Origin of the sequence: Winogradskya consettensis (genome assembly GCF_018332715.1) — a bacterium.
Classification (GTDB): Bacteria; Actinomycetota; Actinomycetes; order Mycobacteriales; family Micromonosporaceae; genus Actinoplanes; species Actinoplanes consettensis.
Genome location: NZ_BOQP01000011.1, coordinates 19,620 through 44,176, shown reverse-complemented (window position 1 = coordinate 44,176; position 24,557 = coordinate 19,620). Strand labels below are relative to the sequence as shown.

The window sequence follows — 24,557 nt, the reverse complement described above, 5'->3', positions numbered from 1 at the left end:
GGTCAGGTATTCCATTCCGCGTAGGGGACGGCGGCGTACACCGCGTTCAGATCGTCTTGGGTCTGGGCGCTGACCCACAGCCACACGCCGCCGTCGCCGTCGCCGTTGGTGCGAAGCAACTGTCCCGGCCCCGACCACCAGCGCACCGGCGACTCTTCAACGTCGATCCACATGGGCAGGTCCGGCAGCGGCACGCGATCGAAAGCGGCCATGGCTGGTCCGACCATTGCCGCCGGCAGTTCACACGCGTTGCACAACCGTTCGTCGTGGTCCTGAATCACCGCGGTCAGGGCCAGATCGACACAGGCCAGCGACACCTGCTCAAGGTACGGCTGCCAGTTGCCATCACCCGTGTTGATCACCACTGGCGGGTCCGGCCGACCGGCGACATCGAGCGGGATACCCCACATCGTCTCTGTGATCATCGGGTCGGCGTAGTGGAAGACCAGGACGTTGTCCTGCAACTCCAGCGCTCCGGGGTCCAGGACGCCGCCGACCGCATACGCCTCCCGCAACGCCACCGGCAGCGCCCCATCGAGTCGAGCCGCAAACCGAGCCGGGTTGCCACTTTCCCCCAGCTCCCAGGCTCGTGCGAACCGACGCAGAAATTCCCACGCTCCCGCCGCGTCACCGAGCCACGCCCTCAACTCCGCTGCTGTGTCGAATCCCGTCACGGCTGCCCCTTCCGAACAACTGATCCGGCCCGGACGCCGACCGAACCGTGGGACCCCCGGCCCGGGTGCTGGTCGGATCGCTGGGCCTTCCGGCATCCGGCGGGGGCCGGGACAAACACCAGCCCCCGGCCAAAGCCGGGGGCTGGGTGTAGTTTGCACCGTTTGATGCCGGGCCGGCCTAGATGTAGCTGAGGCGGCCGGTTTCCTTGAGCTCGTCCACGATGGATTTGACCTCCTGGGCGCGGTCTCGCGGGCAGACCAGCACGGCGTCGGGGGTGTCGACGATGATGAGGTCGCGGACGCCGAGTGCGGCGACGAGGCGGCCCGAGGTCGGGACGACGACGAGGTTTTCCGACTCTCGCAGCATGACGCCGACGCCGGCTGAGGGGTCCTGGCCGACGACGACGTTGCCGGACTGGTCGGCGGCGAGGACCTCGCCGAGGGTGTGGAAGTCGCCGACGTCGTTCCAGCCGAAGTCGCCGGGCACCGTGCCGACCCTGCCGACGGCGGCTGCGCCTTCCATGACGGCGTAGTCGACCGAGATGCGGGGCAGCGTGGGCCAGACCTCGCCGAGGACGTCCTCGCGGGTCGGGGAATCCCAGGCCTGCGCGATCCGGGCGATGCCGGCGTGCAGCTGGGGTTGCTGGCGAGCGAGTTCGTTGAGGAAGACGTCCACCCGCCACACGAACATGCCGGCGTTCCACAGGTAGTTGCCGGACTTGACGTAGCTCTCGGCGACTTCGTAGGAGGGTTTCTCCTTGAACTCCTCCACCGCGAGCACCGGGCCGTCGCCGACCGGGTTGCCGCACTGGACGTAGCCGTAGCCGGTCTCGGGGCGTGTCGGCGTGATACCGAGGGTCATCAGCAGACCCTGCTCGGCGCCGTTCATCGCCTGCCTGATGACGTCGATGAAGTGCTCGCCGTTGGCGATGAGGTGGTCGGCGGCGAACGCACCCATGATCGCCTCGGGCTCGCGCCGGGCGATGACCGCCGCGGCGAGGGCGATCGCCGCGCAGGAGTCGCGCGGCGAGGGCTCGACGAGGATGTTCTCTTCCGGCACGGCAGTGAGCTGGCGTGCCACGGCGGCGGCGTGCGCCACGCCTGTCACGACGAAAATATGGTCGGTTTCTGTCATGGGCAGCAGCCGATCGACGGTCGCCTGCAGCAGCGACGCGTCCGTTCCGGTCAAGGGGTGCAGGAACTTCGGGTGACCCGCCCTGGACAAGGGCCATAGACGAGTGCCACTGCCACCTGCTGGGATGACGGCGTAGAGCCCACCCTGGTTGTCACTCATGCGCACGGAGTGTAGCGAATAATTACGACGCCACGCGGTTCCATGTCGTTACATGAACCTCCGCGCTTGTCGCCCACGTGAACTCCTTGGCCCGATCGAAGCCTGCCTTGGCCAGAGTGAGCCGCCGGGGCTCGTCGTGCAGGAGGTCGGCGAGGTCCTCGGCGATCCGGTCCGGGTCTTCCGTGGTGTAGGCGACGGCGTCCCCGCCGACCTCGGGAAGTGACAGGCGCGGGGTGGTGAGGACCGGCGTGGCGCAGGCCATCGCCTCCAGGATCGGGAGCCCGAAACCCTCACCGAAGGACGGGTAGCAGGCCACGAGGGCGCCGCCGAGGAAACCGGGCAGGTCGGCGTACCGAAGATAGCCGGGACGCAGCAGCCGCAGGTGCGACGGGACCTCGGCCACCGCACGGTCGATCTCGTCGTCGTGGCCCTGGCCACCGGCGACGACCAGTGCGGGCGGGTGCGGCCAGTCGGCGACCGCGCGGGCCCAGCCCCGGATCAGGTTGGGCACGTTCTTGCGGGGCTCCTTGGCGCCGAGGAACGCGACGTAGCCCGAGGAACCCAGGCCGAGCCGGGCCCGGACCCGCGCCTTCTCCTCGTCGCTGGGCGCGTGGAACGCCGTCTGGTCGACCCCGTGGTAGGCCACGTCGATGCGCGTCGGGTCGGCGTCGAGGAGCCTGATCAGCTCGTCGCGGGTGGCCTTGCTCGGCACGATGACGCGGGCGGCCCGGCGCAGCGAGGTCTTGATGGCGCTGCGGAAGAACGTGCGCTTGGTGTTGTCGTAATGCTCCGGCTCGGTGAAGAAGGTCGCGTCGTGCACGGTGACCGTGACCGGGCAACCCGCGCGCAACGGGCACGTGTAGAACGGCGAATGCAGCACCTTGGCGCCGACCTGCTGGGCGAGCAGCGGCAGACCGGTCTGCTCCCAGGCGAGCCGGGCGGGACGATGGGCCACCGCGGACGGGCCGGCGATGACCTCGGCGTTGGTGAGCATCCGGGAGTAACGCTCCGCATCTGAACGCTGCGCCACCACGGCGAGGTCCAGGCGGTCGGGATCGATGCTTCCCAGCGCGCCGAGCAGCCCGTCGACGTATCTGCCGACACCGCCTCGGTCGGCGGGGACGCTAGTGGCGTCGACGAGGACTCGGGGCGGACGACCGGCGGTCACTTGCAACTCCTCAAAGCTGTGGGCCAGACCACGGCCAAGGGTACGCCGCTCGATGCATCCCGTGTGAACTGCGACGCCCCACGTCATCTTGCCGTTACGTGTACTTCCGGTGCGCGCCGCCCACATGCACTCTCCGTGATGCGACTATCGTCTTTCGTGATGAACGAGACCATCCCCGCCGCATTCGCGCAAGCAGTCCGCCGCGACCCGACGGTCCCCCTGCTGACCTGGTACGACGACGCCTCCGGCGACCGCACGGAACTGTCCGGCGCAACCATGGACAACTGGGTCTCCAAGACGGCCAACCTCCTCGCCGACGGCGCCGGCCTGGGCCAGGGCGACACGGCGGCCGTGCTCCTGCCCCCGCACTGGCAGACCGCCGCGATCCTGCTGGGCGCCTGGTCAGCGGGCCTCACCGCCGCCCCGACCGCCCAACCCGGCCCGGCGGACGTGCTCTTCACCAGCCCCGCCGAGCTGGCCTCAGCCGCCGCCTGGTCGGCCGGCGACCGCTACGCGACGGGCCTCCTGCCGCTCGCGATGCCGCTGCGCCCGCTCCCTGACGGCTACGTGGACTACACGATCGAGGTACGAGGCTTCGGCGACCGCTTCGTCGCCTCCCAGCCGGTAACCCCGTCGGACCAGGCTCTGGGCGACATCACCCACGCTTCCCTCTCAGGTACGGCATCAGCGCGCGCGTCGTCCCTCGCCATCACGCCCGGCGCCCGGGTCCTGATCGACGCCACGGCCCACCCTGACCCACTCGACTGGCTCCTCGCCCCGCTCTTCGCCGGCGCCAGCATCGTCCTCTGCGCCAACCTCGACCCGGCTGTCGTGGACAAGCGCGCAGCCTCCGAGAACGTCACGCTGATTCTTCAATAGCCGACGGCGACCAGCAGGTACTCCGGGTCGGTGTGCGAGATGTAGGTCGATTGGGCCGCTACGTCGTCGTACGCGAAGCCGTAAGCCTTGTGTCCGATAGCGTTGTCATGCCAGAACTTGGCGTAGTAGTTGGCCGGTGATTTCTGGTAGAACGCGCTCGGGCTCGTGCTCGTAGAGTTCCGGTTGAGCTGCGCACACTTATCGGGCTTGCCGGAGAGCGACCCGGCGCAGCCGAAAATGTCCGAGGTCGCAATGTCACCCGGAAAATAGCCGGCGTATTTGCCCCCGGCCCGGAATTGCGGATCGCCACCGGGCGAAAGAATCCGCGTGGTCCCCTCAGCCAGGTGATCGAACTCCGCGGGCACAGCGTCCCTGAAGCGCCGGAACGTAGCCGCCCGCGACTCCGCGAACGTCGCCTGGTCCTCCCCGACTGTGAGGTCCGCACCACTGCTGGAGTGCAACCGCATCGCCAGCTTGAGCACAAACGCATCAACCCGCGTGGTGTTCCCGTTGAACTGATCGGCCCCCACCGTGAACTCCACGAAGTCGTTCAGCGCGGCATCCGGCGAGCCCAGGTGGAAATACATCCGCCCGGCCGAATTCGCGGGCATGTCCAGGAACGGCTGCTCCGCGATCGAATGGGTCTGCCCGTTGAAACTCCAGTAGACCTTGCTGTCGGGGAACTTCCCGTTGGTCCGGTTCAGCACCTTCACGGTGAGCACATTCCTGGCCTTCGGAATCCCGCTCGCATCCCAGAAGGCCCCGCTGCCGGCCGCCTTTTTGCTCACCGTGGGCCGTGCGCTGCCGGATCCCGCTACGCTCGCCGATGGCTGCGCGCTCCCCGATGCCGCGCCCGCTGACGGCCATGCGCTGCTGGATGCCGCGCCTCCTGACGGCTGCGCGCCGCCGGGCGCCGCGCCCGCTGACGGAGCCGCACCGGCCGCCACCGACCCCGTGGGACTCCCCGCCACGGCCACCGGGTCGGCCACCCCGTCACCGCCACCCCGCAGCACGACAAAACCGATCACAGCAGCAACAGCGACAGCAGCCCCGCCTGCGGTCCAGACAAGCCCCGCAGACGAGCGACGATGGGTTCCCACCCGCCCAGCCTCCGCACCTCCCCGCCACCCGTCAACGTGATGAGGTCGGCCCCGAATTTCGGTTATCCCACCGGCTGTCGGCCGCCTCCATAGGCGGGATCAATGCCGGCCATCCCCCGTGGCCTCACTGAACACAACGCCTCAGCGAACCGCCTCGCTTCCACCCGTGGCCCCCGCTGAACACAACGCTTCGGCGAGCCGCCGCGCTTCCACCACGACGCGGCTGGACCCGGACCGGGCAGCCACCGCGTCCAAACCGTGGACCGGCAGCCGAACCCCCGTCGCCACCACCGTCTCCATCGCGAGGGCAAGCAGCTCGGGCGTGCCCCGCGGCACCTTCGGCGCGACTCCCAACGACCGGGGCAGGGTAATTCCGGGCGGTGGTGTCTCGGGCGGAGCGCCACGCAGCAGGTGGGGCAGCGCCGCCGCCAGCAGGCGCCAGACCGAGAGCGGTGCACCGGCGGACGCGGCATCGCGAAGGACCTCGACGATGCGGGTCGGCTTGAGCGGCCCTGACGTCGAAAGGATGCCGATCAGCTCGCCGACGCCCTCCGGGTTGAGCGTTCCGGTGGCGGCCATCGTCAGGAAGGCGTCCAGCGCGGCGATCCGATCGGCAGGCCGCCGGGCGCTCACCGCGTATGCCAGTCCCAGGTCGAGCGCCACTCCCCCGTCCCCGTCGCAGTCGGCCAGCAGAGGCAGGACGGCGGTGCTGCCGTCGTCGATGTCCCGATCCGCAGCCGCGGCCAGGAGTGGCAGCGCCGCCGCGGCGACAACGCCCCGATGGTGCGGCATGGCCAGCGCCCAGTGCCGCGACCAGTCCTCCTCGGCACGCGTCGAGTAGTACTCGCCGGCGGTCACGTCGAGCAGCTCCACCAGCTCGAATTCGAGGCCGGCGGGCGGTGCCGTCTCGACCAGAAGACGCCGGGGCCACAGGCCGAAGGACTCCCGAACGTCCGCGTCGTCGAGCTTCCGGCTGAACTCGACCGACACCGTGTACTGGCCCGGCTGCGGCAGCCCGCCAGAGCGGAGCCGCGCAGCAAGCGCCTTCCCAGCTCTGCTCCCCAGTGCGTCCGCCCGGGCTGCCAACCCGCTGTCAGGGGCCAGCGGCAGCCGGAGCAGCGCCTGCGTCAGGTCCACGGGCCACGGTTCGCGGTCCCCGAGCGCGGCGATGCGTTCGAGCAACACCGAACCGTCCAGCGAACCCGTCATCGAGGTCGGCGCGCAGAGCAGACTCGGGGTGCTGCCGAGCCGGGCGGCGGCTTCCTCGAGACGACGACGCACCAGGACCGCGGGTGCGGCCCGTGCCGGATCCGGCTCGTTCTCGCTGGACCAGTCCTCCGGCTCCCGTTCGCGTTCCAGACCCGCCGCAGCCCGGAGCAGGTCACCCATCGATTCGCAGAGGCAGTGCGGCTCGTTGCGATGTCTCCGGAAGACCCACCCGCGCGCATCCCGCAGGAGGGGTCGCAGTGCGCCCGCCAGCCGTCCGCCATCCACCGCGGCGAGCCGGACGAGGCCGTCGAGCACCCGCTCCACCGGCCCGTCGGGAATCCTGCGCCGCAGAAGGAGCGCGACTTCCTCGACCAGGGTGTCAACGTCGGTTATGGGAGGAGGCGCGGGTTGCGGCAACGCAAGCGCAGGCAGATCATCACCTCGAGGCGACGAAAACACCACCGGGGCAGCCGGTCCCGCGACGCCGAGCCAGGCGACCTGCGCCTTCACCAACGCCTTCTCGGGGCGCGCGAGCACCACCCGCGACGCGTCCAGCAAGGCATCCCGATCAGGCAGGTCGACCGTACACAGAACCCGCTGAGCCATGGACGCGACGCTCACCGGCCCGTCGGTCAGCAGCCGCAGATAGTCCCCGGATCGTGCGACGACTTCGGCGGCGGTCGGCGCAAGCGTCTCGTGCAGCACGATGAACGCCCGCAGCGCCTTCGGCCGGTCCCCCCGCAGCAGCCGGTCGAGCGTCGCACCGATCAGGTACGCACGATCGAGCACCCCTTCCCTGCTCAACTGGGCGACTGCATCGGCGAACCCGTTCTCCCGGCCGGTACACAGGTCGGGGAAGTGCAGTCGCAGACCGACGGCATCGACCTCGAAGAGCCTCGGCAGCAGGACCCGCAGGAACGGGTCGTCCCGTAACCGTTCGGCGAGAGGCCGGTCGAGCTCGCGCATCCCCAGGTCGGTCGCCCAGCCCTCGACGAAGCGATCCCCCGTGGGCGGTGGGGCTCCTTCCGCGCGGATGAGCCCGGCGACGAACCGCCAGTCCGGCTCGGGGACGGTGGCCAGTCTGTTGGCGAGTTCAACAAGCCAGGGAACGCCGAGCGCACGGGCCACTTCGAGCACCGGCGCGACGGCCTCTTCCGCAAGGCCCACCGATGGCCGGCCGAGGATCTGCGCGGCCTTCGCGGCGGTGGGCTGGCATCCGACGACGGCGACGCTCAGTGCGGCGCCCCGGGTGCCGTCCCACCAGACCTCACGGTCGCGTGTCATCGCCGCGAGTGCCGTGCGGGCCTTGCGGCGACCCGGCTCGTCGAGGCTGCGGACGGCTGTGACCACCGAGGCCACGTCGCCCCCCTCGATCGCGATCCGGAGACTCATGTGTTCGCCCCGGCCAGTCGGCGGGCCTCGGTCACGAGACGGCCGCCACCGGGACGGGCGGCGGCTGCGGCAAGGCCGTCGACGTCCAGGCGTACGCCGGTGGTTGTGGCCGTCTCGGTTGCCAGGGTGAGCAGGTCGGGGGTGCCGCGGGGTGGTTTGGGGGCCTGGAGCATCGAGGGCAGGGCCGCAGCCAGTACGCGCCAGACCGAGAGTGGGGCTCCGGCAGCGGCGGCGTCGCGGAGGGGTTCGAGGAAGCGGCTCGGTTTCAGTGCGTCGCGGGCGGCGAGGCGGCCGAGGCTGGAGCCGACGGCGGCCGGGTCGAGGGTGCCGGCCGCGGCGAGGGTGAGGAACGCATCGAGTGCCGCGACCCGGTCCTGGGGATGACGGGCGGCGAGGCCATACGCGACAGCCGTCGGCAGCGCGACCCCGCCGTCCCCGGCGCATTCGGCCAGGAGCGGCAGGATCGCGGCGCCGTCGCGGAGGTCGCTGTCCGCTGCCGAGGCCACCTGTGGGAGGGCCGCCGCGGCGATCAGGCCGCGATGGTGGGGCAGCAACGCCGGCCAGTAGCTCGTCCAGCTCCGGTGGTAGCTGGTCTCCACGGTGCCGACGATGCCCGTGAGCAGGACCTCACTGTCGGGATCGGTGCCGGGCGGCGCGGTTGTGCGGGTCAGCAACCGCCAAGGTGGCAGCCTCTCCCAAGCTTCGTCCTGCCAGAAGCGACCGGTCTTGTTCGGACGGCGTTCGACGAGGACTTCCTCCTGCACCGGCTGCGGCAGACCACCGGCCCGCAGCCGGGCTGCAAGCGCGTCACCCGCCGGTGTGCCGAGGGCCGCCGCGCGGGTGGCTAGCGGTTCGTCAATGCCCGGCGCGATCCGCAGGAACGCCTGGAACAGGTCCCACCGCCACGGCGCCCGATCACCGAGCGCGGCAACGCGTTCGTAGAGGGCGGTCGCGTCGATCGCGCCCGTCGACGAGGTCGGGGTGGCGAGGAGGCCGTGATAGCCGACCGGGCCTCCCCCCGCGGGCAGGGTCAGGCCGGCTCTGTCGAGAGGCCGGGATCCGCCATAGGTGAGCAGGGCAGAAATCTCAGCGAGCCGTAACGCGAGGAGCCGGTGCAGGGGCGGAACGCTGCCACGGCCCTGCAGCGGATGCTCATGGGCGCGGAGGATTTCCCCGAGCTTGCCGAGCCAGGTGGCGCGGGCACCGGCGGACGGAGCGGCCGCGGCCCACAGGACTCCCCCGATCGCCGGACACAGACACAGCGCGTCCCAACCGTCCCGCCCGAAGTTGCCGGTCTCCAACATCGGCAGCAGCACGCCGGCAAGAAACGTCGGCTGAACCGCGCCCGCGAGAGAGGTCGACTGTGCCGCGCTCGGGACAGAGGTCGACCGTGCCGCGCCCGGGACGGAGGTCGACTGTGCCGCGCTCGGGACGGAGGTCGACCGTGCCGCGCCCGGGACGGAGGTCGTGGCGGACAAGCGGACGATGCCGTCGAGGACTCGTTCGAGCGGGCCGGCGCTGAGATCGCGGAGCAGCAGCGCCACCTCCTCGCGCAGCTCGTCCACATCGGAGATGGGCGGCGGGGCGTCTGCCGGCCGGGTGGGCGCAGGCAGGTCGTCACCGCGCGCCGTCACCACCGCGACCGCCGGGGCAGGCAGGGCCCCGGTGAGGGCGCGGGCCCGGTCGCGGATCTCGGGCGCGGGGTGATCCGCGGCGACGGCGATCACCTCGGCGACCTCCGGTGATCGGGCGAGTTTTCCCAGCCAGGTGAGCTGTTTCTTGACCAGGGTCTTCTCGGGGCGGGTCAGCACCACCCGGGACGCGTCGAGCAGCGCGAACTCCTCGACATCGGCGCCGAGCAACGCTTTCTGCGCCATAGCCGCGACGTTTCCCGGAGCGTCGGTGAGCAGGCGCAGATAGTCACCGGCGCGAGCAGTGACTTCCTCACGGGTCGGGGCGAGGTGGTCGTGCAGGACCACGAACGCGCGTAACGCCCCCGGCCGGTCGCCCCGGACCAGGCGATCAAGAGTGCCGTCCAGGACGGTTGCCCGGTCGAGCGTGCCGTCCGCGCAGAGCTGGGCGAGGGCGTCGAGGAGGACGTGTTTGATGCCGGAGCGGCGCGACTCGAAGAGCAGGCGGGTGCCGAGCCCGTCGATCTCGAAGATCCTGGGCAGCAGCGCGGGCAGGAACGGGTCGGTGCGTAGCCGGTCGACCAGTGGGACGCTGCGCTGCCGGGGGATGTGCGGGAAGTCGAGCTCCCACAGCCAGCCCTGGACGAAGGCCTCGCTCGTGGGTGGCGCGGCGTTCTCGGCGTGGAGCAGGCCCGCGACGAAGTCCCAGCGTTCCGCCGAGTCGCCGAGGCGGTGGGCCAGGTCGGTTAGCCAGGGAATGCCGCGCGCACGTGCGACGGTGACCACCGGGCCGACCGCTGCGGCGTCGAGTGCGATGTCTCGGCGGCGCAGGACCTGGGCGGTCTTCGCGGCGGTGGGCAGCAACCCGACCGCTGCCAGGACGGCCAGGGGCGCCTCGCCAGAGTTCCACCAGCGGTCGAACTGCTCACGGGTCAGCGTCGGCGACGCGGCGAGCACGGCCTCGACCACCGCATCGGTCTGCCCACCGTCGATCAACTTGAGAAAGTTCACGGCCGAGGGCCGAACAGCCTGAGCACGGGTCACGGCCGAAGGCCCAGAAGCCTGAGCACGGGTCACGGCCGAAGGCTCGGAGGCCTGAGCACGGGTGACGGCCGAAGGCCCGGCAGTCTGAGGATGGCTCATGGGCGGAGCTCCAGTTGGACGGCGAGGACGTGTTTGCACGGGCCGCGTTGGCCGCGGTGCTTGGCGTACCAGGGGCAGGAGCAGGAGGACTCGGCGACGCGGACCCGATGGTCACCGACCGTCGCCGCGCGGCCGTCCTCGTCGAGTTTGACCAGGCCGGACGAGACGAGCGCGCGGGCACCGATCAGGCGGGGGTTGTCACGCTCGGCCCGGCCTGCGTCGTAGGGCATGACGCGGTGGAAATACGCGCCTTCGTGGACGTCGTAGCCGACCCGCCCGGCCGTGCCGAGCTGGGCCAGCGCGCCGAGGACGCGCTCGGCAGTGAGCCCCGCGGAGGCGGCGAGACCGGCGACGTCGATCGCCGGATCCCAGGAGAGCAGGGCCGAGATCAGCTCGGCGTCGTCGACGACCTCGTCTCCGGACAGCGCGGTGAGCGCGGCGCCCTCGCCCGAGAACCCGCGGTAGGGCTCGGGGCTGAGGGTCAGCGACAGCCGCAGCACTCCGGTGTCCAGCTCCCAGGTGCTCGGCAGGGGTCCCGAGCCGGTGGTGACCGGCGGCCCGTACACCTTCAGGGAGCGGGCGAAACGCAGCATTCCCCGCAGGGCGGCCAGCCGGGAGCCGTCGGGGACGCAGATCGCGCCCGGCACCGGGCGGGAGGTCAGCCGCAGCCCGCGGCCCGCGGGGATCGCCCAGAGCACACCCTTGGGCAGGCGGCGCAGGAAGTCGGCGGTTGCCACGCCACGCTGCTCGAAGCCGGCGGACAGCACCTGCACCTCGGCGAAGCCGCGGAGCCAGCGCGGTGGCAGCGGCACCTTCTTCTCGACGATCGTGGCGTCCATCGTGGACACGGTCAGGTCGTCGGGCCCGACCGACAGGCGCAGCGGGTCGAGCCCGGAGATCCGCGCCAGCGACGCGCGCAGCGGATCGTTGACATCGACGTTGGTGGTGCCGTGTGCCACGATCTCGCCGTCCAGGCCGTCGGGCAGCGCGTCCAGCCGGGCATACACCCCGCAGCAGCCGGAGAAGGACTCGAAGCGCAGGCGGTCGGAGCCCGCCGTGACCACCGGGTCGAGGCTCGCCGCGCGCACCGGCTGGAAATATCGCGTGCGGGCGACCTCGGCCACCGCGAGCAGCCCGGCCGCGGCCGCCTGCGGGGTGGTCAGGAAACCCGTGAAGAAGCGCGGGTTGGCTGCCGGGCCACCGCTGGTCTGCAGCGCGAGGCCGGCCTCACCAAGCCCGGAAGACCCGAGATATCGGTACGCCTGAACGACTGTCACGCCCCCGGACTCTAGGAACCGGGTACGACACTTTCGAACGCGGCCAGCGACTCGGGGTTCGCCAGGGCGCCCATCGCCGCAGCTCGGTCAGCGGGTGTGCCAGTCAGGATCCGCTTCACCGGCACCTCGAGCTTCTTGCCGGACAAGGTGCGCGGCACCGCGCGTACCCGATGGATCTCATCCGGGACGTGCCTGGGTGAGAGCGCCGCACGCAGCTCCGTCCTGATCCGGCCGCGGACCCTGTCGTCGAGGTCGACGCCGTCGGCGAGCACCACGAAGAGCAGGAGCCGGTCGCTCTCGTCGAGATGGATGACGAGCGAGTCGGCGACCTCGGGGAGCCCCTCGACGACGGAGTAGAACTCGGCGGTGCCCAGCCGTACGCCGCCACGGTTGAGGGTCGCGTCGGAGCGGCCGGTGATCACGCAGGTGCCGTCCTCGCCGATGGTGATCCAGTCCCCGTGCCGCCACACCCCGGGGAAGACATCGAAATACGCCTCGAAATAGCGTCGCCCGTCGGAATCGTTCCAGAATCCGACCGGCATGCTCGGCATCGGCGCCGTGACGACCAATTCGCCGAGCCGGCCGATCAGCGGTTTGCCTTCCGGGTCGTAGGCCTCGACCTTCGCCCCGAGCGCCCGGCAGGAAATGACCCCCTCGGTCACGGGCAGCAGGGGTGCGCCGCCGACGAATCCGGTGCAGACATCGGTGCCGCCGGACAACGACTGCAGTTGCGGATCGGGGCCGAGCGCCGCATAGATCCAGCGGAAGCCCTCCGGCGGAAGTGGCGCGCCGGTCGACCCGACGCCGCGGATGACGTTCGGCGGTGGCTGCACCCCGGCCTTACGGCAGGCGAGAATGAACGGCGCGGACGTCCCGAAATAGGTGACTCCGGCGTCGGCGGCGAGCTGCCAGAGCGTACCCAGATCGGGGTGTCCGGGGTTGCCGTCGAAAAGGACGATCGCGGCGCCGACCGCCGGGCCGGAGACCAGGAAATTCCACATCATCCAGCCGGTCGTGGTGAACCACAGGAAACGGTCGCCGGGGCCGAGATCGTGGTGCAGGGCGAGCATTTTGAGATGCTCGAGCAGGATGCCGCCGTGACCGTGCACGATCGGTTTCGGCAGCCCGGTGGTGCCCGAGGAGTAGAGCACGTAGAGCGGGTGGGCGAACGGCACGGCCGCGAAGGTCAGCGGCTCGGGACCGTCGAGCGTGGCCCAGTCCCCGTCGGTGCCGAGATAGGGGATCGTGATCAGCTTTTCGACGCTCGGCAGGGCGGCGCGAATGGCGGCGACCTCGTCACGCCGGTCGATATCCTTGTCTCCGTAGCGATATCCGTCGACCGCGACCAGGACCTTCGGCTCGATCTGTGACCAGCGGTCGATGACGCTGCGGGAACCGAACTCCGGCGCGCACGAGGAAAAGACCGCCCCGAGACTCGCGGTCGCGAGCAGCAGCACGAATGTCTCCGGAATGTTCGGCGCATAGGCCGCGACCCGGTCACCCTCCCCGACACCCAGACCACGAAGCCCGGCTGCGACCCGGCGGACCTCATCGCGCAGCTGCCGGGCCGTGAGCGTGACAGCTTCCCGAGCCTGTGAGTACGCGAAGACAACAGCATCGTCGTCACCCAGCCCCGGCATCCGCAACACGTTCTCGGCGTAGTTCAGCGTCGCCCCCGGAAACCATTCGGCACCGGGCATCGTGGTGTCGCCGAGCGTGGCGGTCGGCTGCGCGTGTGCGACCACCCCGAAGTGGTCCCAGATCGCCCGCCAGAATCCGGCGAGATCGGTGACGGACCACTCCCACAAACCGGCGTAGTCGTGCACGTCGACGCCGCGCTCATCGCGTACCCAGGAGAGGAATTGCCCCATTCGGGAGGTCTCGAGAACGTCGGCCGGTGGCGTCCACAACACTGTGCCCGTCGTCATACCGCCACCTTAACGGTCATTCAGCGGGGGTGGCCCGGGCATCCTGAATGGCTTTGCGGCGGGCGAGCCTGTGCTCGCGCCGGATGAGCGCCTCCCGGAACCGGCGCTCGTCGTCCGGCGACTCCGGCAACACGGGCGGCACCGGCCGCGGTTGACCGGAAACGTCCACCCCGACAAAGACCAGGTAGGCGGTGGCCACGGTGAGCGGCTCCCCATCGGCAGTGTCCCACCGCTCCGCGGTCACCCGCACGCCAACCTCCATCGAGGTGCTGCCGGCCCAGTTCACCTGCGCGTACGCGTGGACGAGGTCCCCCACCCGCACCGGCTCGACGAAAACGATCTCGTCGATCGCGGCGGTGACGGCCGTGCCCCCGCTGTGCCGCGCGGCCGCCGCCCCTGCGACGTCATCGACGAATTTCATCAGCACCCCGCCGTGCACCGTGCCGTACAGGTTGACATCGATCGCGGTCATGATCCGGCTCAAGGTGACGCGCGAACGCGAGGTGGGCCGCCCCTGGGGCTGGTCGCTCATGCCCCTCACGGTAGCGATCCCCGGGTTGAACACCCCGGCTACGGTTCCCGCCGTGAGGCATCTCCGATCAGTTCTGTACGCACTCGTGCTCGCCCCCGCCGCCTGGATCCTGTGCGGCGTCGGCTTCGACCACGATCTCACCGGCCGGGCGCTCGACAACGGCGGAGGCCCGGAGTCGGTGGGTGGCCCGCTGCTGCTGTTGCTGGCCGGCGCGGCGTACGCGATCCTGCTGCTCGCGCCGATCTCCCCCGCCGGACCACTGCTGGCGGGTCTGGCGTTTCTCGGCGTCGGCTTCTGGGCCCGCAGCGCCCCCGACGCGTACGCAGGTCTGTGGCCGGCGGACATCGCCAAGGACGGCTTCAACCTGAGCACACCCGGTTACGGCCTGGTCATGCTGCTCGCCGTCCCCCTGATCTGCACGGCACTGAGCTCCCGCCGCTGGGCAGCCTACGAACCGCCGCAGATCGTCTTCCTCGGCACCATCGGCCGGGCCCGGGGCGCCGCCCGCCCCTACGGCCCGCCCATCGCATCGGAGCTCACGACGGCCCTCCCGCCCCACCCGAGGCCAGCCGCCGACGCGACCATCACGATCCCAAGGCCGGCCGCCGACGCGACCATCGCGATCCCAAGGCCGGGCGCTGACGGAACCGTCGCGATCCCGATGTCGGTCGTCGACGCCGACAGGACGCAGGCCCTGCGCACCCAGGTCATCAACCCGGCGACGCCGCACGCGTCGGATGCCACCCAGCGGATCTGACGATCAGATCCGGTACCCGACGCGGTCCATCTCCTCGAAGGGCGTGACGCGCGGGTTACTGCCCCAGGCTCCCGACGCCCTTCGCGATCACCAGGACCGAGATGAACAGCGCAGACGTGGATTCGATGCCCATCAGGACCTTCGCGCGGGTGGACAGCGGCATCGTGTCGGTCGGGCTGAACGCCGACGAATTGGTCAGCGACATGTAGAGATAGTCGACCACGGTCGGCACCCAGTCGCTGGCCCTGCTCGACCTGATCCGCACTTCGACAATGGCATCGGCGTCCTCGTCCTGCGGAAACCGGAAATCCGCCGGCGGCAGCCGAACGCGGGGCAGGTGCGTGCGCGCGACCGGTCCACCCCGATCCAATTCCCAGTACGCGATGCCGTACACGATGACATTGGTGAGCCAGACCTGACCCGCGGCGATCAGCAGCTCCACAGCCTCGTCACTGCCGGTGGTGACCAACTGCCGCAGCAACAGCACCAGAGCCACCGCATTAGCCACAGCAATGAGACACACGAGCGTCAACGCCGCAATCCGCGACCACGGCGTATCCCGCGTCATCCGATACGGATTGACACAGACGAGGGCCACGAGAAGCGCGACCTCGAGCCCCGGAATAACCAGCCGAGGCCCGATGACCAGCTGCTCGGGCAACAACGCATAAAGCGCAATCGCCACCACAACCACAAGCGCGGAGGGCAACCGCGCCTCACCCCGCCGCGCCCTCGCCGTAGCCACCATCACCCCAGCATGCTGCCACCACCCACGGTGATCAAACTCCCGCCACCCGACTCGCCGCCCGAACAACGGTCAGGGCCTCGGCGCTCCCAGCCCGCGCACGAACGCCCGCGCACGAACGCCCGCGCACGAACGCCCGCGCACGAACCGTCGCCCACCCACGGACCAGTCATAGGCCGCTCTGATCCCACCCACGAAGTACACCAGGGTGGAGGGATCGGCGGGTTTCGGGCACCATGGGGCGGTGAGTCCAGTGAGCCGGCGCCGTAAGGGTGCCAAGCCCAGTCAGAGCGGTCAGCGGGTTCTGCGCACCGTGCAGCCGGCAGCGCCGGAAGAGCCGTGCGACTGCCCTAATTGTTCGGGTGTGGAGCTGGATCTCGAGGATCTCGCCAATACGCTCGTCGGCGGGGCCGGGGAGTTGCTCAAGGTCGAGGATCCGCTGGATGCGGAGTTCTTCGCCGCGGGGTTCCTGGCAATCGGGGCGATGGCCGGGGAGACCTTCGACGAGGCGCTGCAGGAGGACATTCTGCCGGCCGTTGCCCGGCATGAGAGCCCCGAAGCGCTGGCCGTGCTGCTCGCGCTCGACGCGGTCGGGGCCGGGCCGGTGGCCGGCGGTGCTGCCCTGAGTCTCGAGGGTGCGGGGCTGGCGTTGCCGTCGTGGGCGGGCGAGTTGCGGGAGCCGGTTCGGCTCGGTCAGTCGTTGCGGTTCGCTGATTCCGACGGTGAGGCGTCGATGCTGGTCTGCACGTTCGAGCGGGCCGGGCGCGGGCACGGGTTCGTCGTGCACGCCGATCACACCGACTGCGACGCGGCGGCGGAGATCGCGCTCTTCCCGACCGAGGTTCTGGACGAGGTTCTCGAGGAGATCCAGTCCGATGCCCGGCATGCCGGGCTGACCGTGACCTCGGAGGTGCTGGATCCGGCCGAGCTCCGCTGGCAGGTCGAGCGTGCTCTCGACGCCCGCGAGGTGCACGACCTGGAGGACGGCGATCCCGAGCCGTCGTCCGACATCGTCGACGACGAGGACGTCCCGGACTACCACCTGCTGGCCGTCCTGCTCAGGGCCCGCATCCGTACGCTGCCGGAGCCCACACGCCCGCCCGCGCCTCACGGCTCCACCGGGTAAGGGGTCGCGTGCTCCGCGCCCGCATCGCTACCTCCTTGGCCTTCCTGCTCTTCGGCACGTCGCTCGGGGTCTGGACCGCCCGGATCCCCGCGGTCAAGGAGAGACTCGAGCTGAGCGACGGGCGGCTGAGCCTCGCCCTGCTGGCCTTCGCCGCGGGCTGCATCCTCGGCATGGCCCTGCTCGGCCGGCTGACCGATCGCTTCGGAAGTTCCCGGGTCCTCGTAGTCACGGCGTTGCTGGAAGGGCTGCTCCTCGTCCCGCCCGGCTACAGCACGAGCCTGGTGACGCTCTCGATCGCAGTGTTCTGCTTCGGCGCCGTGCACGGAACGCTGAACATCGCCATGAACGCGAACGCCGTCGAGGTGCAGCGCGCCTGGGGCAGCCCGATCATGTCGTCGTTCCACGCGATCTACAGCATCGGCGGTTTCCTGGGCGCCATCGCCGGAAGCGTGTTCGCGCACCACGGCGTGGGGGTCGGCCCGACGCTCCTGGCCGTCGGCGCCGTCGTTCTCGTGCTCGCCGGGTGGGCCGCCGTCTGGGTGCTGCCCGTGCCCGGCGTTCCGGCCGAAAGACCCGAGCCAGGCGATACACGTACGGCCGGAAGCTCGCTCCTGGTCTTCTTCGGCATCCTCGTCCTCTGCACCCTGGTGGGCGAGGGCGCGGCGGCCGACTGGAGCGCCGTCTACCTCCGGGACAATCTGGACAGTGAACCGGGCTTCGCCGCGTACGGATATGCCGCTTTCTCCATCATGATGACGGTCGGCCGCATCTTCGGCGACCGCCTGGTCCGCATCCTCGGCCCGGTCGGATTGGTCCGCCTCGGCGGCCTCATCGCCGCCGCCGGCCTCGGCGCGGCCCTCGTCATCAACCACCCGATCGCCGGCGTCATCGGTTTCGGCCTGCTCGGCATAGGCCTGTCCGGAATCGCACCCCAGGTCTTCTCCGCCGCCGGCAACCTCGACCCCCAACGCTCCGGCCGAGCCCTTTCGATGGTGGTCAGCATCGGCTATCTCGGCTTCCTCCTGGGGCCCATCCTGATCGGCACCGCAGCCAGCGTCGTCGGCCTGCCGACCGCATTGTGGATCCCGGTTCTGCTTGCCGTCTTCGTCGCCCTGAGCGGCAACGCCATGCGCACCCCGCGCGCCGCCGCCTCGCACCCGGCGTGACACGAACGCTTAAAACCGCAGCCGATAGGGTCGCCCGCAGGTGATCTTCGGGGAAGGGGGCGGGCGATGCCGTTGGATTCGTTGCGGTTGTTGGAGCAGCGTATTCGGCCGGATTTTCGTAAGGCGGTGACCTTTGGGATTTTGGCGCTCGCTGCGCTGATTGTCGGGTCTGAGCTGGGCGAGGTTCGAGACGGGCTGCGGCGGGGGCTCATCGCGTACGGGTGTGCGTTGTTGACCGCTGTTTTCGGGGTGGTGGCGAGCCGGACCGCGGCGAGTGAGGTGCATCGCGTGGCGGCTGCGCGTGCGGGCACCGCGGCTGCGGCCATGTTGCGGTTGCTGGTGCAGCTGGGTGGTTATCTGATCGTCGCGTTCTCGGTGTTCGATCTGATCGGGGTGGGGCTGCAGCATCTGCTGGTCGGCAGCGCGGTCACCGGTGTGATCCTGGGGCTGGCGGCGCAGCCGGTGCTGAGCAACCTCTTCGCCGGCCTGGTCCTGTTGTTCTCCCGGCCGTATGTGACGGGCGAGCGGGTGCGGGTGATGTCCGGTGCGCTGAACGGCCCGCTCACCGGCACCGTGATCTCCGCAGGGCTGCTCTACACGATGCTGGAGACCGACGACGGCCCGCTGAACATCCCGAACTCGGCGTTGATGGCCTCCGCGGTAGGCCCCGCGGCAGAGGCGGCAGCAGAAGAAGAGGCGAAGCCCGACGAAGCCGAGCCCGAGACGCAAGGTGCTGCGGCCGGGGCGATCGGCGCGGTTGATTGATGTTGATCAATGGCAATCCAGTAACGAGATAGTCACAAGTCGATGCCATGATCTAGGCGCGCCGGGACTCTATGCAGTCGTATGTGTTCAGGCTGCAACTCCGTCTCGGTAGCGCCCGGAGGCAAAGAGATGACTGTCCGTTTCCAGGTGGCCCGCGGGCCGGCGGCGATCGCGATCGCCGCCCTGCTCGCGCTCACCGCATGCAGTGGTGGTGACTCCGACTCGACGCAGGGCGAACTCGGCTTCGATTCCTGCGCGAAAACACCGCTGACCTGCAACACCGGCAAGACGAAAGCCGGCGGCACGATGGTGTACTACGAGGAGCAGGACCGCACCACCTGGAACACGGTCAGCGAGGACGGCGCGCACTACGTCACGTCGATGATGATGCGGCAGCTGTTGCCGTTCGTCTATTACGGGGCGCCGGACTACAAGGCCGCGCTGAACGGCAACCTGATGGCCGAGGAACCCAAGCTCGTCGGGACCGACCCGCAGCAGGTGGTCTACAAGATCAAGCCGGAGGCGGTGTGGAGCGACGGTACGCCGATCACCGCCGACGACTTCGCCTACCAGTTCCGGGCTCGTAACACCCGCGACTGCCCCGCGTGCGCGACGTCGAGCAGCGCCGGATTCGACCTGCTGGCGAGCGTGGTCGGCACGGACAACGGCAAGACGGTGACCGCGACGTTCCAGGACGGCAAGGCTTTCCCGGATTGGAAGTCGCTGTTCAACGACATCTATCCGGCGCATCTGGCGAAGCAGAACGGCGATGACGGAACGCCCGCCGGTCTGGCCAAGTCCTGGGAGTGGTTCAAGAAGACGCAGCCGACCTGGTCCGGCGGCCCGTACCTGATCGAGAGCTATGCCGAGGGTCAGCAGCTGGTCGAGGTGCCGAACCCGAAGTGGTGGGGCACGAAGCCGGCCCTGGACAAGCTGATCTTCAAGATCGTGACGGACCAGTCGTCGTTCGTGCCGGCGCTGCAGAACGGCGAGATCAACGCCGGTGACCCGCAGCCCAACCTGGACATGGTGACCCAGGTGCAGAACCTGCAGGACGTCAACTACCGGATCAGTGGCGGGCTCTCCTGGGAGCACATCGACCTCAACCTGCAGAACAAGTTCCTGAAGGACAAGGCCCTGCGACAGGCCGTCTTCCAGGCCATCGATGTGCAGAGCATCATCAACCGTACGGTGGGCACGTTCTGGAAGGACGCCAAGCCGCTCAAGAACCACAACTTCATCCCGGAGAGCCCGTACTACCAGGACGTGGTGACCGCGAGCGGTGCGGGCGCGGGCGACCTCGAAGCGGCGAAGAAGACGCTGACCGACGCCGGCTACACGGGTGTCGGCACGCAGCTCAAGACGCCGGGCGGCGAGCCGGTCACGCTGCGGTTCCGGCACACCGAGGGCAACGTCAACCGGGCCGCCACCGGCGAGCTCACCCAGGCGACGCTCAAGCAGCTGGGCATCCCGGTGACCATCCAGCCCACGAACAACCTGTCCGACACGCTGACCTCGGGCGACTTCGACATCATCGTGTACGCCTGGGTCAGCACGCCGTTCTTCTTCACGACCGCGCAGAGCCTCTGGGCCAAGGGCGCCGAGTCGAACTACGGCCACTGGGTCAACGACCAGGCGGACACGCTGCTCAAGCAGGGCATCCAGGAGGGTCTCGACGAGGCCAAGGGTGCCGCGCTGCTCAACCAGGCCGACGCGTTGATGGCCAAGGACTACTACGTCCTGCCGCTCTTCCAGCGGGCGAACTTCCTGGCGGCCCAGTCGAGCTACGTGAACATCCGGCCGAACGCCACGTCCACCGGACCAGTGTTCAACTCCGAGGAGTGGGGACTGAAGGCAACCGCGAATTAAGTACGGGGAGAGCACATGTTCGCGTACCTCATCAGACGCCTGCTCGCCGCTGTGCCCGTACTCATCATCGCGTCCTTTTTGTCCTATGCGCTGGTGGCTCTATCGGGTGACCCGCTCGAACCGCTGAAGTTGCGGAACCCACCCGCGCCGCAGCGGACCATCGACCTGGAGACAGCGCGGCTCGGTCTGGACGACTCCATCGTCGTCCGGTACGGGCACTGGCTCTGGGGCGTGCTGCACGGCGACTTCGGCGAATCGGTGCAGAGCACGTACGACATCGGCGCCAACCTGACCCGTTCGACCGCGGTCACGCTGCGGCTCGTCCTGGTCGCGATGCTGCTCGCCCTGGTCCTGGCCGTGTTCACCGGGGTGCTCGGCGCGGTCCGGCAGTATTCGAAGTCGGACTACGTGCTGACGTTCACGGGCTTCGTCTTCCTCGCCATGCCGTTGTTCTGGGTCGCGATCGTGCTCAAGGACCTGGCCGTCCGTTACAACAAGGCGACGGGTACGACGGTGTTCTACACGATCGGCGAGAAGTCGCAGGGCTACGACGAGCTCTCCGCCGGCGCGAAGGTGGCGGATCTCGCGGGGCATCTGGTGCTACCGACGATCGCGTTGGCCCTCATCTCGTACGCCGCATGGAGCCGCTACCAGCGCGCCGCCGTGCTCGAAGTGCTGAACTCCGACTACGTACGCCTCGCCCGCGCCAAGGGCCTGTCGTGGCGCAAGGTCCTGGTCCGGCACGTGTTGCGTACGGCTCTCATCCCGCTGGTCACCGTCACCGCCCTGGACGTCGCCGGGATCCTGGGCGGTGCGGTGATCACCGAGACCGTCTTCAACTGGAACGGCCTGGGCCGGATGCTGCTGACCGGCGTCGCCCGCGGTGACACCGACGCGGTGGCCAGCTGGCTGCTGCTCGCCGGGCTCATCGTCGTCGCGTTCTCGGTCATCGCCGACGCCCTCTACGCCGTCCTGGACCCGAGGATCCGCCATGAGTGACACGGAACGGACGCAGACCCAGTTGGTGCTGCGCCGGTTCTTCCGGCACCGGGCGGCGGTGACCAGCCTGATCCTGCTCGTGATGGTGACGCTGTTCGCGTTCGCCGGCCCGCTGCTGTGGCAGTACAGCTACACCGACATCACCGACGATCTGTCCCTGCCCCCGTCGCCGGGGCACCCGTTCGGCACCGACCTGATCGGACACGACACGTTCGCCCAGGTCATGCGGGGCACCCAGCAGTCGATCAAGATCGCCCTGGCCATCGCGCTGATCGGTACGGTCTTCGGCACGCTCTGGGGCGCGATCGCGGGCCTCTACCGGGGCAAGCTCGACTTCCTCATGATGCGGCTCGTCGACATCGTGCTCACCCTGCCGTTGATCGCCGTCGCCGCGGCCGTCGCCGCCCAGGGCGTGGGTCAGAGCCAGTGGTGGGCCATCGCCGTCGTGCTGGGTGCGCTCACCTGGCCGTACGTCTCCCGTGTGGTCCGCAGCGTCGTGCTCTCCCTGCGCGAGCAGGAGTTCATCGAGGCGGCACGGGCGCTCGGCGCGGGCAACGTACGGATAATCCTGCGGCACCTGCTCCCCAACGCGCTCGGCGCGATCATCGTGTCGGCCACGCTCGCCATCGCCACCGGCATTCTCGGCGAAGCGGCCCTGTCCTTCCTCGGGGTCGGCGTCCAGGCCCCGGACACGTCGCTGGGGTTGCTCGTGTCGATCAACAAGGACGCGGTCAACACCCGGCCGTGGCTGTTCTACTTCCCCGGCCTGTTCATCATCGCCATCGCGCTGACCATCAACTTCATCGGCGACGGCCTGCGTGACGCGTTCGACCCCAAGCAGACGAGAGTGCGCCGATGACGTTGCTGTCCGTAGAGAACCTCACCGTCGGCTTTCCCACCGAGGACGGTCAGTTGCGGGCGGTACGCGGGGTCTCGTACGAGGTGAATCGCGGCGAGTCCGTCGGGATCGTGGGCGAATCCGGCTCGGGCAAATCCGTGACGTCGCTCGCGATCATGGGGCTGCTGCCCCGCAACGCGCAGGTCACGGGGTCGGTGAAGCTGCTCGGGGAGGAGCTTGTCGGGCGTACCGACAAAGACCTCTCGCAGATCCGCGGCCGCAGGATAGCGATGATCTTCCAGGACCCGCTCACCTCGCTGAACCCCGTCTACACCGTCGGTGACCAGATCGCCGAGGCGGTCCGCGCGCACCACGGCGTGTCGAAGCACGACGCGTTGCGCCGGGCGACGGACCTGCTCGACATCGTCGGCATCCCCAACCCGAAGCTGCGCGCCCGCAACTATCCGCACGAGATGTCCGGCGGCATGCGGCAACGGATCGTCATCGCGATCGCCATGGCGAACAACCCCGACCTGATCATCGCGGACGAGCCGACCACCGCCCTCGACGTGACCGTGCAGGCCCAGGTGCTCGAAGCACTCGAAGCCGCCCGCGCGGAGACCGGCGCGGCGCTGGTCCTCATCACGCACGACCTCGGCGTCATCGCGGGCCACACCGACCGGGTCTGCGTGATGTACGCCGGCAAACTCGTCGAGACCGGCACCGTTGACGAGATCTTCTACGGCCCGCGGATGCCCTACACCCTCGGCCTGCTGGGCAGCCTCCCGCGCATCGACGAGTCGGGCCGGCAGCGGCTCACCCCGATCACCGGTGCACCACCGTCACTGCTGAACCTGCCACCGGGCTGCCCGTTCTCGCCGCGCTGCCCGATGACCCGCGACCGGTGCGACGACGTGGAGCCCGTACTCACCGCAACGACCGGCCCTGACCACCGCGCGGCCTGCCACTTCCACACCGAGCTCGCCGAGGCGAAAGCGGAGGACGTGTTCTGATGACCGAACCCATCGTCTCGGTACGGAACCTGGTCAAGCACTTCCCGGTCCGCTCGCGGGGCGTCCTGCGGCGCCGCACCGGCGACGTGCACGCGGTCTGCGACGTCTCCTTCGACATCTTCGCCCACGAAACCCTGGGCCTGGTCGGCGAATCCGGCTGCGGCAAGACCACCACCGGTCGCGTCCTGCTCAACCTCGAACCGGCAACCGCGGGCTCGGTCCACTACCGGGGCCGCGACCTGGTCCCGCTATCCCGCGCCCAGATGCGCCCGCTGCGCAAGGAACTGCAGATCGTCTTCCAGGATCCGTACGCCTCCCTCGACCCGAGAATGACCGTCACCGAACTCATCGCCGAACCCCTGCGCATCCACGGCACGTTCCACGATCGAACCCAGATCCACGACCTGCTCCGGACCGTCGGCCTCGACGCCGAACACGGCAACAGGTACGCCCACGAATTCTCCGGCGGCCAACGCCAGCGCATCGGAGTGGCCCGCGCGCTGGCCCTGCGCCCCAAGGTCCTGGTCCTCGACGAACCCCTGTCAGCCCTCGACGTCTCCGTCCAGGCCGGCGTGGTCAACCTCCTCGAAGACCTCCAGGACGAACTCGGCCTCTCCTACCTCTTCATCTCCCACGACCTGTCCGTCGTACGCCACATCGCCGACCGAGTCGCCGTCATGTACCTCGGCCGCATCGTCGAAACCGCCCCGGCCGACCAACTCTTCCGCGAGGCCGCCCACCCCTACACCCAGGCCCTGATCTCCGCCATCCCCGTCCCCGACCCCCGCAAGGAACGAACCCGCCGGCGAATCATCCTGAGCGGCGACGTCCCCAGCCCCATCACCCCACCGACGGGCTGCCGTTTCCGCACCCGCTGCCCCAAGTACGCCACCCAGCTGACCGACCCGGAACGCCGCCGATGCGCCGAGGAAACCCCCACCCTCACCGACCGCGGCCAGGGCCACCAGACCGCCTGCCACTACGCCGAAGCCCTCACCCTGATCTAGCGCGAAAGTGTTAGTAAGAACGCGCCTTACTTACACTTTCTCAGT

20 protein-coding genes are annotated in these 24,557 nt (G+C 69.5%); 10 read left to right on the top strand and 10 right to left on the bottom strand.

Features of this window, described 5'->3' with window-relative positions; all coding sequences use genetic code 11:
- Positions 1-2 precede the first annotated feature (2 nt).
- From Aco04nite_RS12570 to Aco04nite_RS12560, 3 genes are all read right to left on the bottom strand, one after another.
- Positions 3-674: a hypothetical protein gene (locus Aco04nite_RS12570; RefSeq protein ID WP_212997427.1), complete on the bottom strand. Its 672-nt coding sequence runs from the start codon at positions 672-674 to the stop codon at positions 3-5.
- 178 nt (positions 675-852) lie between these two features.
- Positions 853-1,968 carry a mannose-1-phosphate guanylyltransferase gene (locus Aco04nite_RS12565; protein ID WP_212997426.1) on the bottom strand — a complete coding sequence of 372 codons (1,116 nt, stop codon included), beginning with the start codon at positions 1,966-1,968 and terminating at the stop codon, positions 853-855.
- A 22-nt stretch (positions 1,969-1,990) separates the two neighbouring features.
- Positions 1,991-3,136, bottom strand: a complete 1,146-nt coding sequence (locus Aco04nite_RS12560; protein WP_203842664.1) for a glycosyltransferase family 4 protein — start codon at positions 3,134-3,136, stop codon at positions 1,991-1,993.
- Positions 3,137-3,295: 159 nt separating this feature from the next.
- Between Aco04nite_RS12560 and Aco04nite_RS12555 the strand changes: the two genes are divergently transcribed.
- A complete protein-coding gene (locus Aco04nite_RS12555) occupies positions 3,296-4,015 on the top strand; it encodes a TIGR03089 family protein (protein WP_212997425.1) in 720 nt (239 codons plus the stop codon).
- Here Aco04nite_RS12555 and Aco04nite_RS12550 read toward each other — a convergent pair.
- From Aco04nite_RS12550 to Aco04nite_RS12525, 6 genes are all read right to left on the bottom strand, one after another.
- Positions 4,009-5,004, bottom strand: coding sequence for a glycoside hydrolase family 64 protein (locus Aco04nite_RS12550; RefSeq protein ID WP_244875940.1), 996 nt, complete (start codon positions 5,002-5,004; stop codon positions 4,009-4,011). The genes Aco04nite_RS12555 and Aco04nite_RS12550 overlap by 7 nt on opposite strands.
- Positions 5,005-5,256: 252 nt before the next feature.
- Positions 5,257-7,716: a hypothetical protein gene (locus Aco04nite_RS12545; RefSeq protein WP_212997423.1), complete on the bottom strand. Its 2,460-nt coding sequence runs from the start codon at positions 7,714-7,716 to the stop codon at positions 5,257-5,259.
- A complete protein-coding gene (locus Aco04nite_RS12540; protein ID WP_212997422.1) occupies positions 7,713-10,358 on the bottom strand; it encodes a hypothetical protein in 2,646 nt (881 codons plus the stop codon). Before Aco04nite_RS12540 ends, Aco04nite_RS12545 begins: the two co-directional genes overlap by 4 nt.
- 128 nt (positions 10,359-10,486) lie before the next feature.
- On the bottom strand, positions 10,487-11,767 hold the full coding sequence (locus Aco04nite_RS12535; RefSeq protein ID WP_212997421.1) for an SWIM zinc finger family protein: 1,281 nt from the start codon (positions 11,765-11,767) through the stop codon (positions 10,487-10,489).
- Positions 11,768-11,778: 11 nt separating this feature from the next.
- The gene (locus tag Aco04nite_RS12530) at positions 11,779-13,695 is read right to left on the bottom strand and encodes an acetoacetate--CoA ligase (RefSeq protein WP_212997420.1); all 1,917 of its coding nucleotides are present in this window, start codon (positions 13,693-13,695) and stop codon (positions 11,779-11,781) included.
- 16 nt (positions 13,696-13,711) lie between these two features.
- The gene (locus tag Aco04nite_RS12525) at positions 13,712-14,227 is read right to left on the bottom strand and encodes an acyl-CoA thioesterase (RefSeq protein ID WP_212997419.1); all 516 of its coding nucleotides are present in this window, start codon (positions 14,225-14,227) and stop codon (positions 13,712-13,714) included.
- A 52-nt stretch (positions 14,228-14,279) separates the two neighbouring features.
- Here Aco04nite_RS12525 and Aco04nite_RS12520 point away from each other — a divergent pair, with 52 nt between their 5' ends.
- Complete coding sequence (locus Aco04nite_RS12520; protein ID WP_212997418.1) at positions 14,280-14,984, top strand: hypothetical protein; 705 nt, start codon at positions 14,280-14,282, stop codon at positions 14,982-14,984.
- Between the two features lie 55 nt (positions 14,985-15,039).
- On the opposite strand, the gene Aco04nite_RS12515 is transcribed toward Aco04nite_RS12520, so the two are convergent.
- Entirely contained in the window at positions 15,040-15,732 is a 693-nt protein-coding gene (locus Aco04nite_RS12515; RefSeq protein WP_212997417.1) for a hypothetical protein, read from the bottom strand.
- A 361-nt stretch (positions 15,733-16,093) separates the two neighbouring features.
- On the opposite strand from Aco04nite_RS12515, the gene Aco04nite_RS12510 reads away from it, so the two are divergent.
- The 8 genes from Aco04nite_RS12510 (at position 16,094) to Aco04nite_RS12475 (ending at position 24,512) form a co-directional block, all read left to right on the top strand.
- Positions 16,094-16,855 carry a hypothetical protein gene (locus Aco04nite_RS12510; RefSeq protein WP_212997416.1) on the top strand — a complete coding sequence of 254 codons (762 nt, stop codon included), beginning with the start codon at positions 16,094-16,096 and terminating at the stop codon, positions 16,853-16,855.
- An 8-nt stretch (positions 16,856-16,863) separates the two neighbouring features.
- Complete coding sequence (locus tag Aco04nite_RS12505) at positions 16,864-18,021, top strand: MFS transporter (protein WP_212997415.1); 1,158 nt, start codon at positions 16,864-16,866, stop codon at positions 18,019-18,021.
- A 72-nt stretch (positions 18,022-18,093) separates the two neighbouring features.
- Entirely contained in the window at positions 18,094-18,786 is a 693-nt protein-coding gene (locus Aco04nite_RS12500; protein WP_244875939.1) for a mechanosensitive ion channel domain-containing protein, read from the top strand.
- A 129-nt stretch (positions 18,787-18,915) separates the two neighbouring features.
- On the top strand, positions 18,916-20,655 hold the full coding sequence (locus Aco04nite_RS12495) for an ABC transporter family substrate-binding protein (protein ID WP_212997414.1): 1,740 nt from the start codon (positions 18,916-18,918) through the stop codon (positions 20,653-20,655).
- A 15-nt stretch (positions 20,656-20,670) separates the two neighbouring features.
- Complete coding sequence (locus Aco04nite_RS12490) at positions 20,671-21,654, top strand: ABC transporter permease (RefSeq protein ID WP_212997413.1); 984 nt, start codon at positions 20,671-20,673, stop codon at positions 21,652-21,654.
- On the top strand, positions 21,647-22,513 hold the full coding sequence (locus Aco04nite_RS12485; protein ID WP_212997412.1) for an ABC transporter permease: 867 nt from the start codon (positions 21,647-21,649) through the stop codon (positions 22,511-22,513). The genes Aco04nite_RS12490 and Aco04nite_RS12485 overlap by 8 nt, the downstream gene beginning before the upstream one ends.
- Entirely contained in the window at positions 22,510-23,505 is a 996-nt protein-coding gene (locus Aco04nite_RS12480) for an ABC transporter ATP-binding protein (RefSeq protein WP_212997411.1), read from the top strand. The genes Aco04nite_RS12485 and Aco04nite_RS12480 overlap by 4 nt, the downstream gene beginning before the upstream one ends.
- Positions 23,505-24,512 carry an ABC transporter ATP-binding protein gene (locus Aco04nite_RS12475; protein WP_212997410.1) on the top strand — a complete coding sequence of 336 codons (1,008 nt, stop codon included), beginning with the start codon at positions 23,505-23,507 and terminating at the stop codon, positions 24,510-24,512. Before Aco04nite_RS12480 ends, Aco04nite_RS12475 begins: the two co-directional genes overlap by 1 nt.
- Positions 24,513-24,557: the final 45 nt, after the last annotated feature.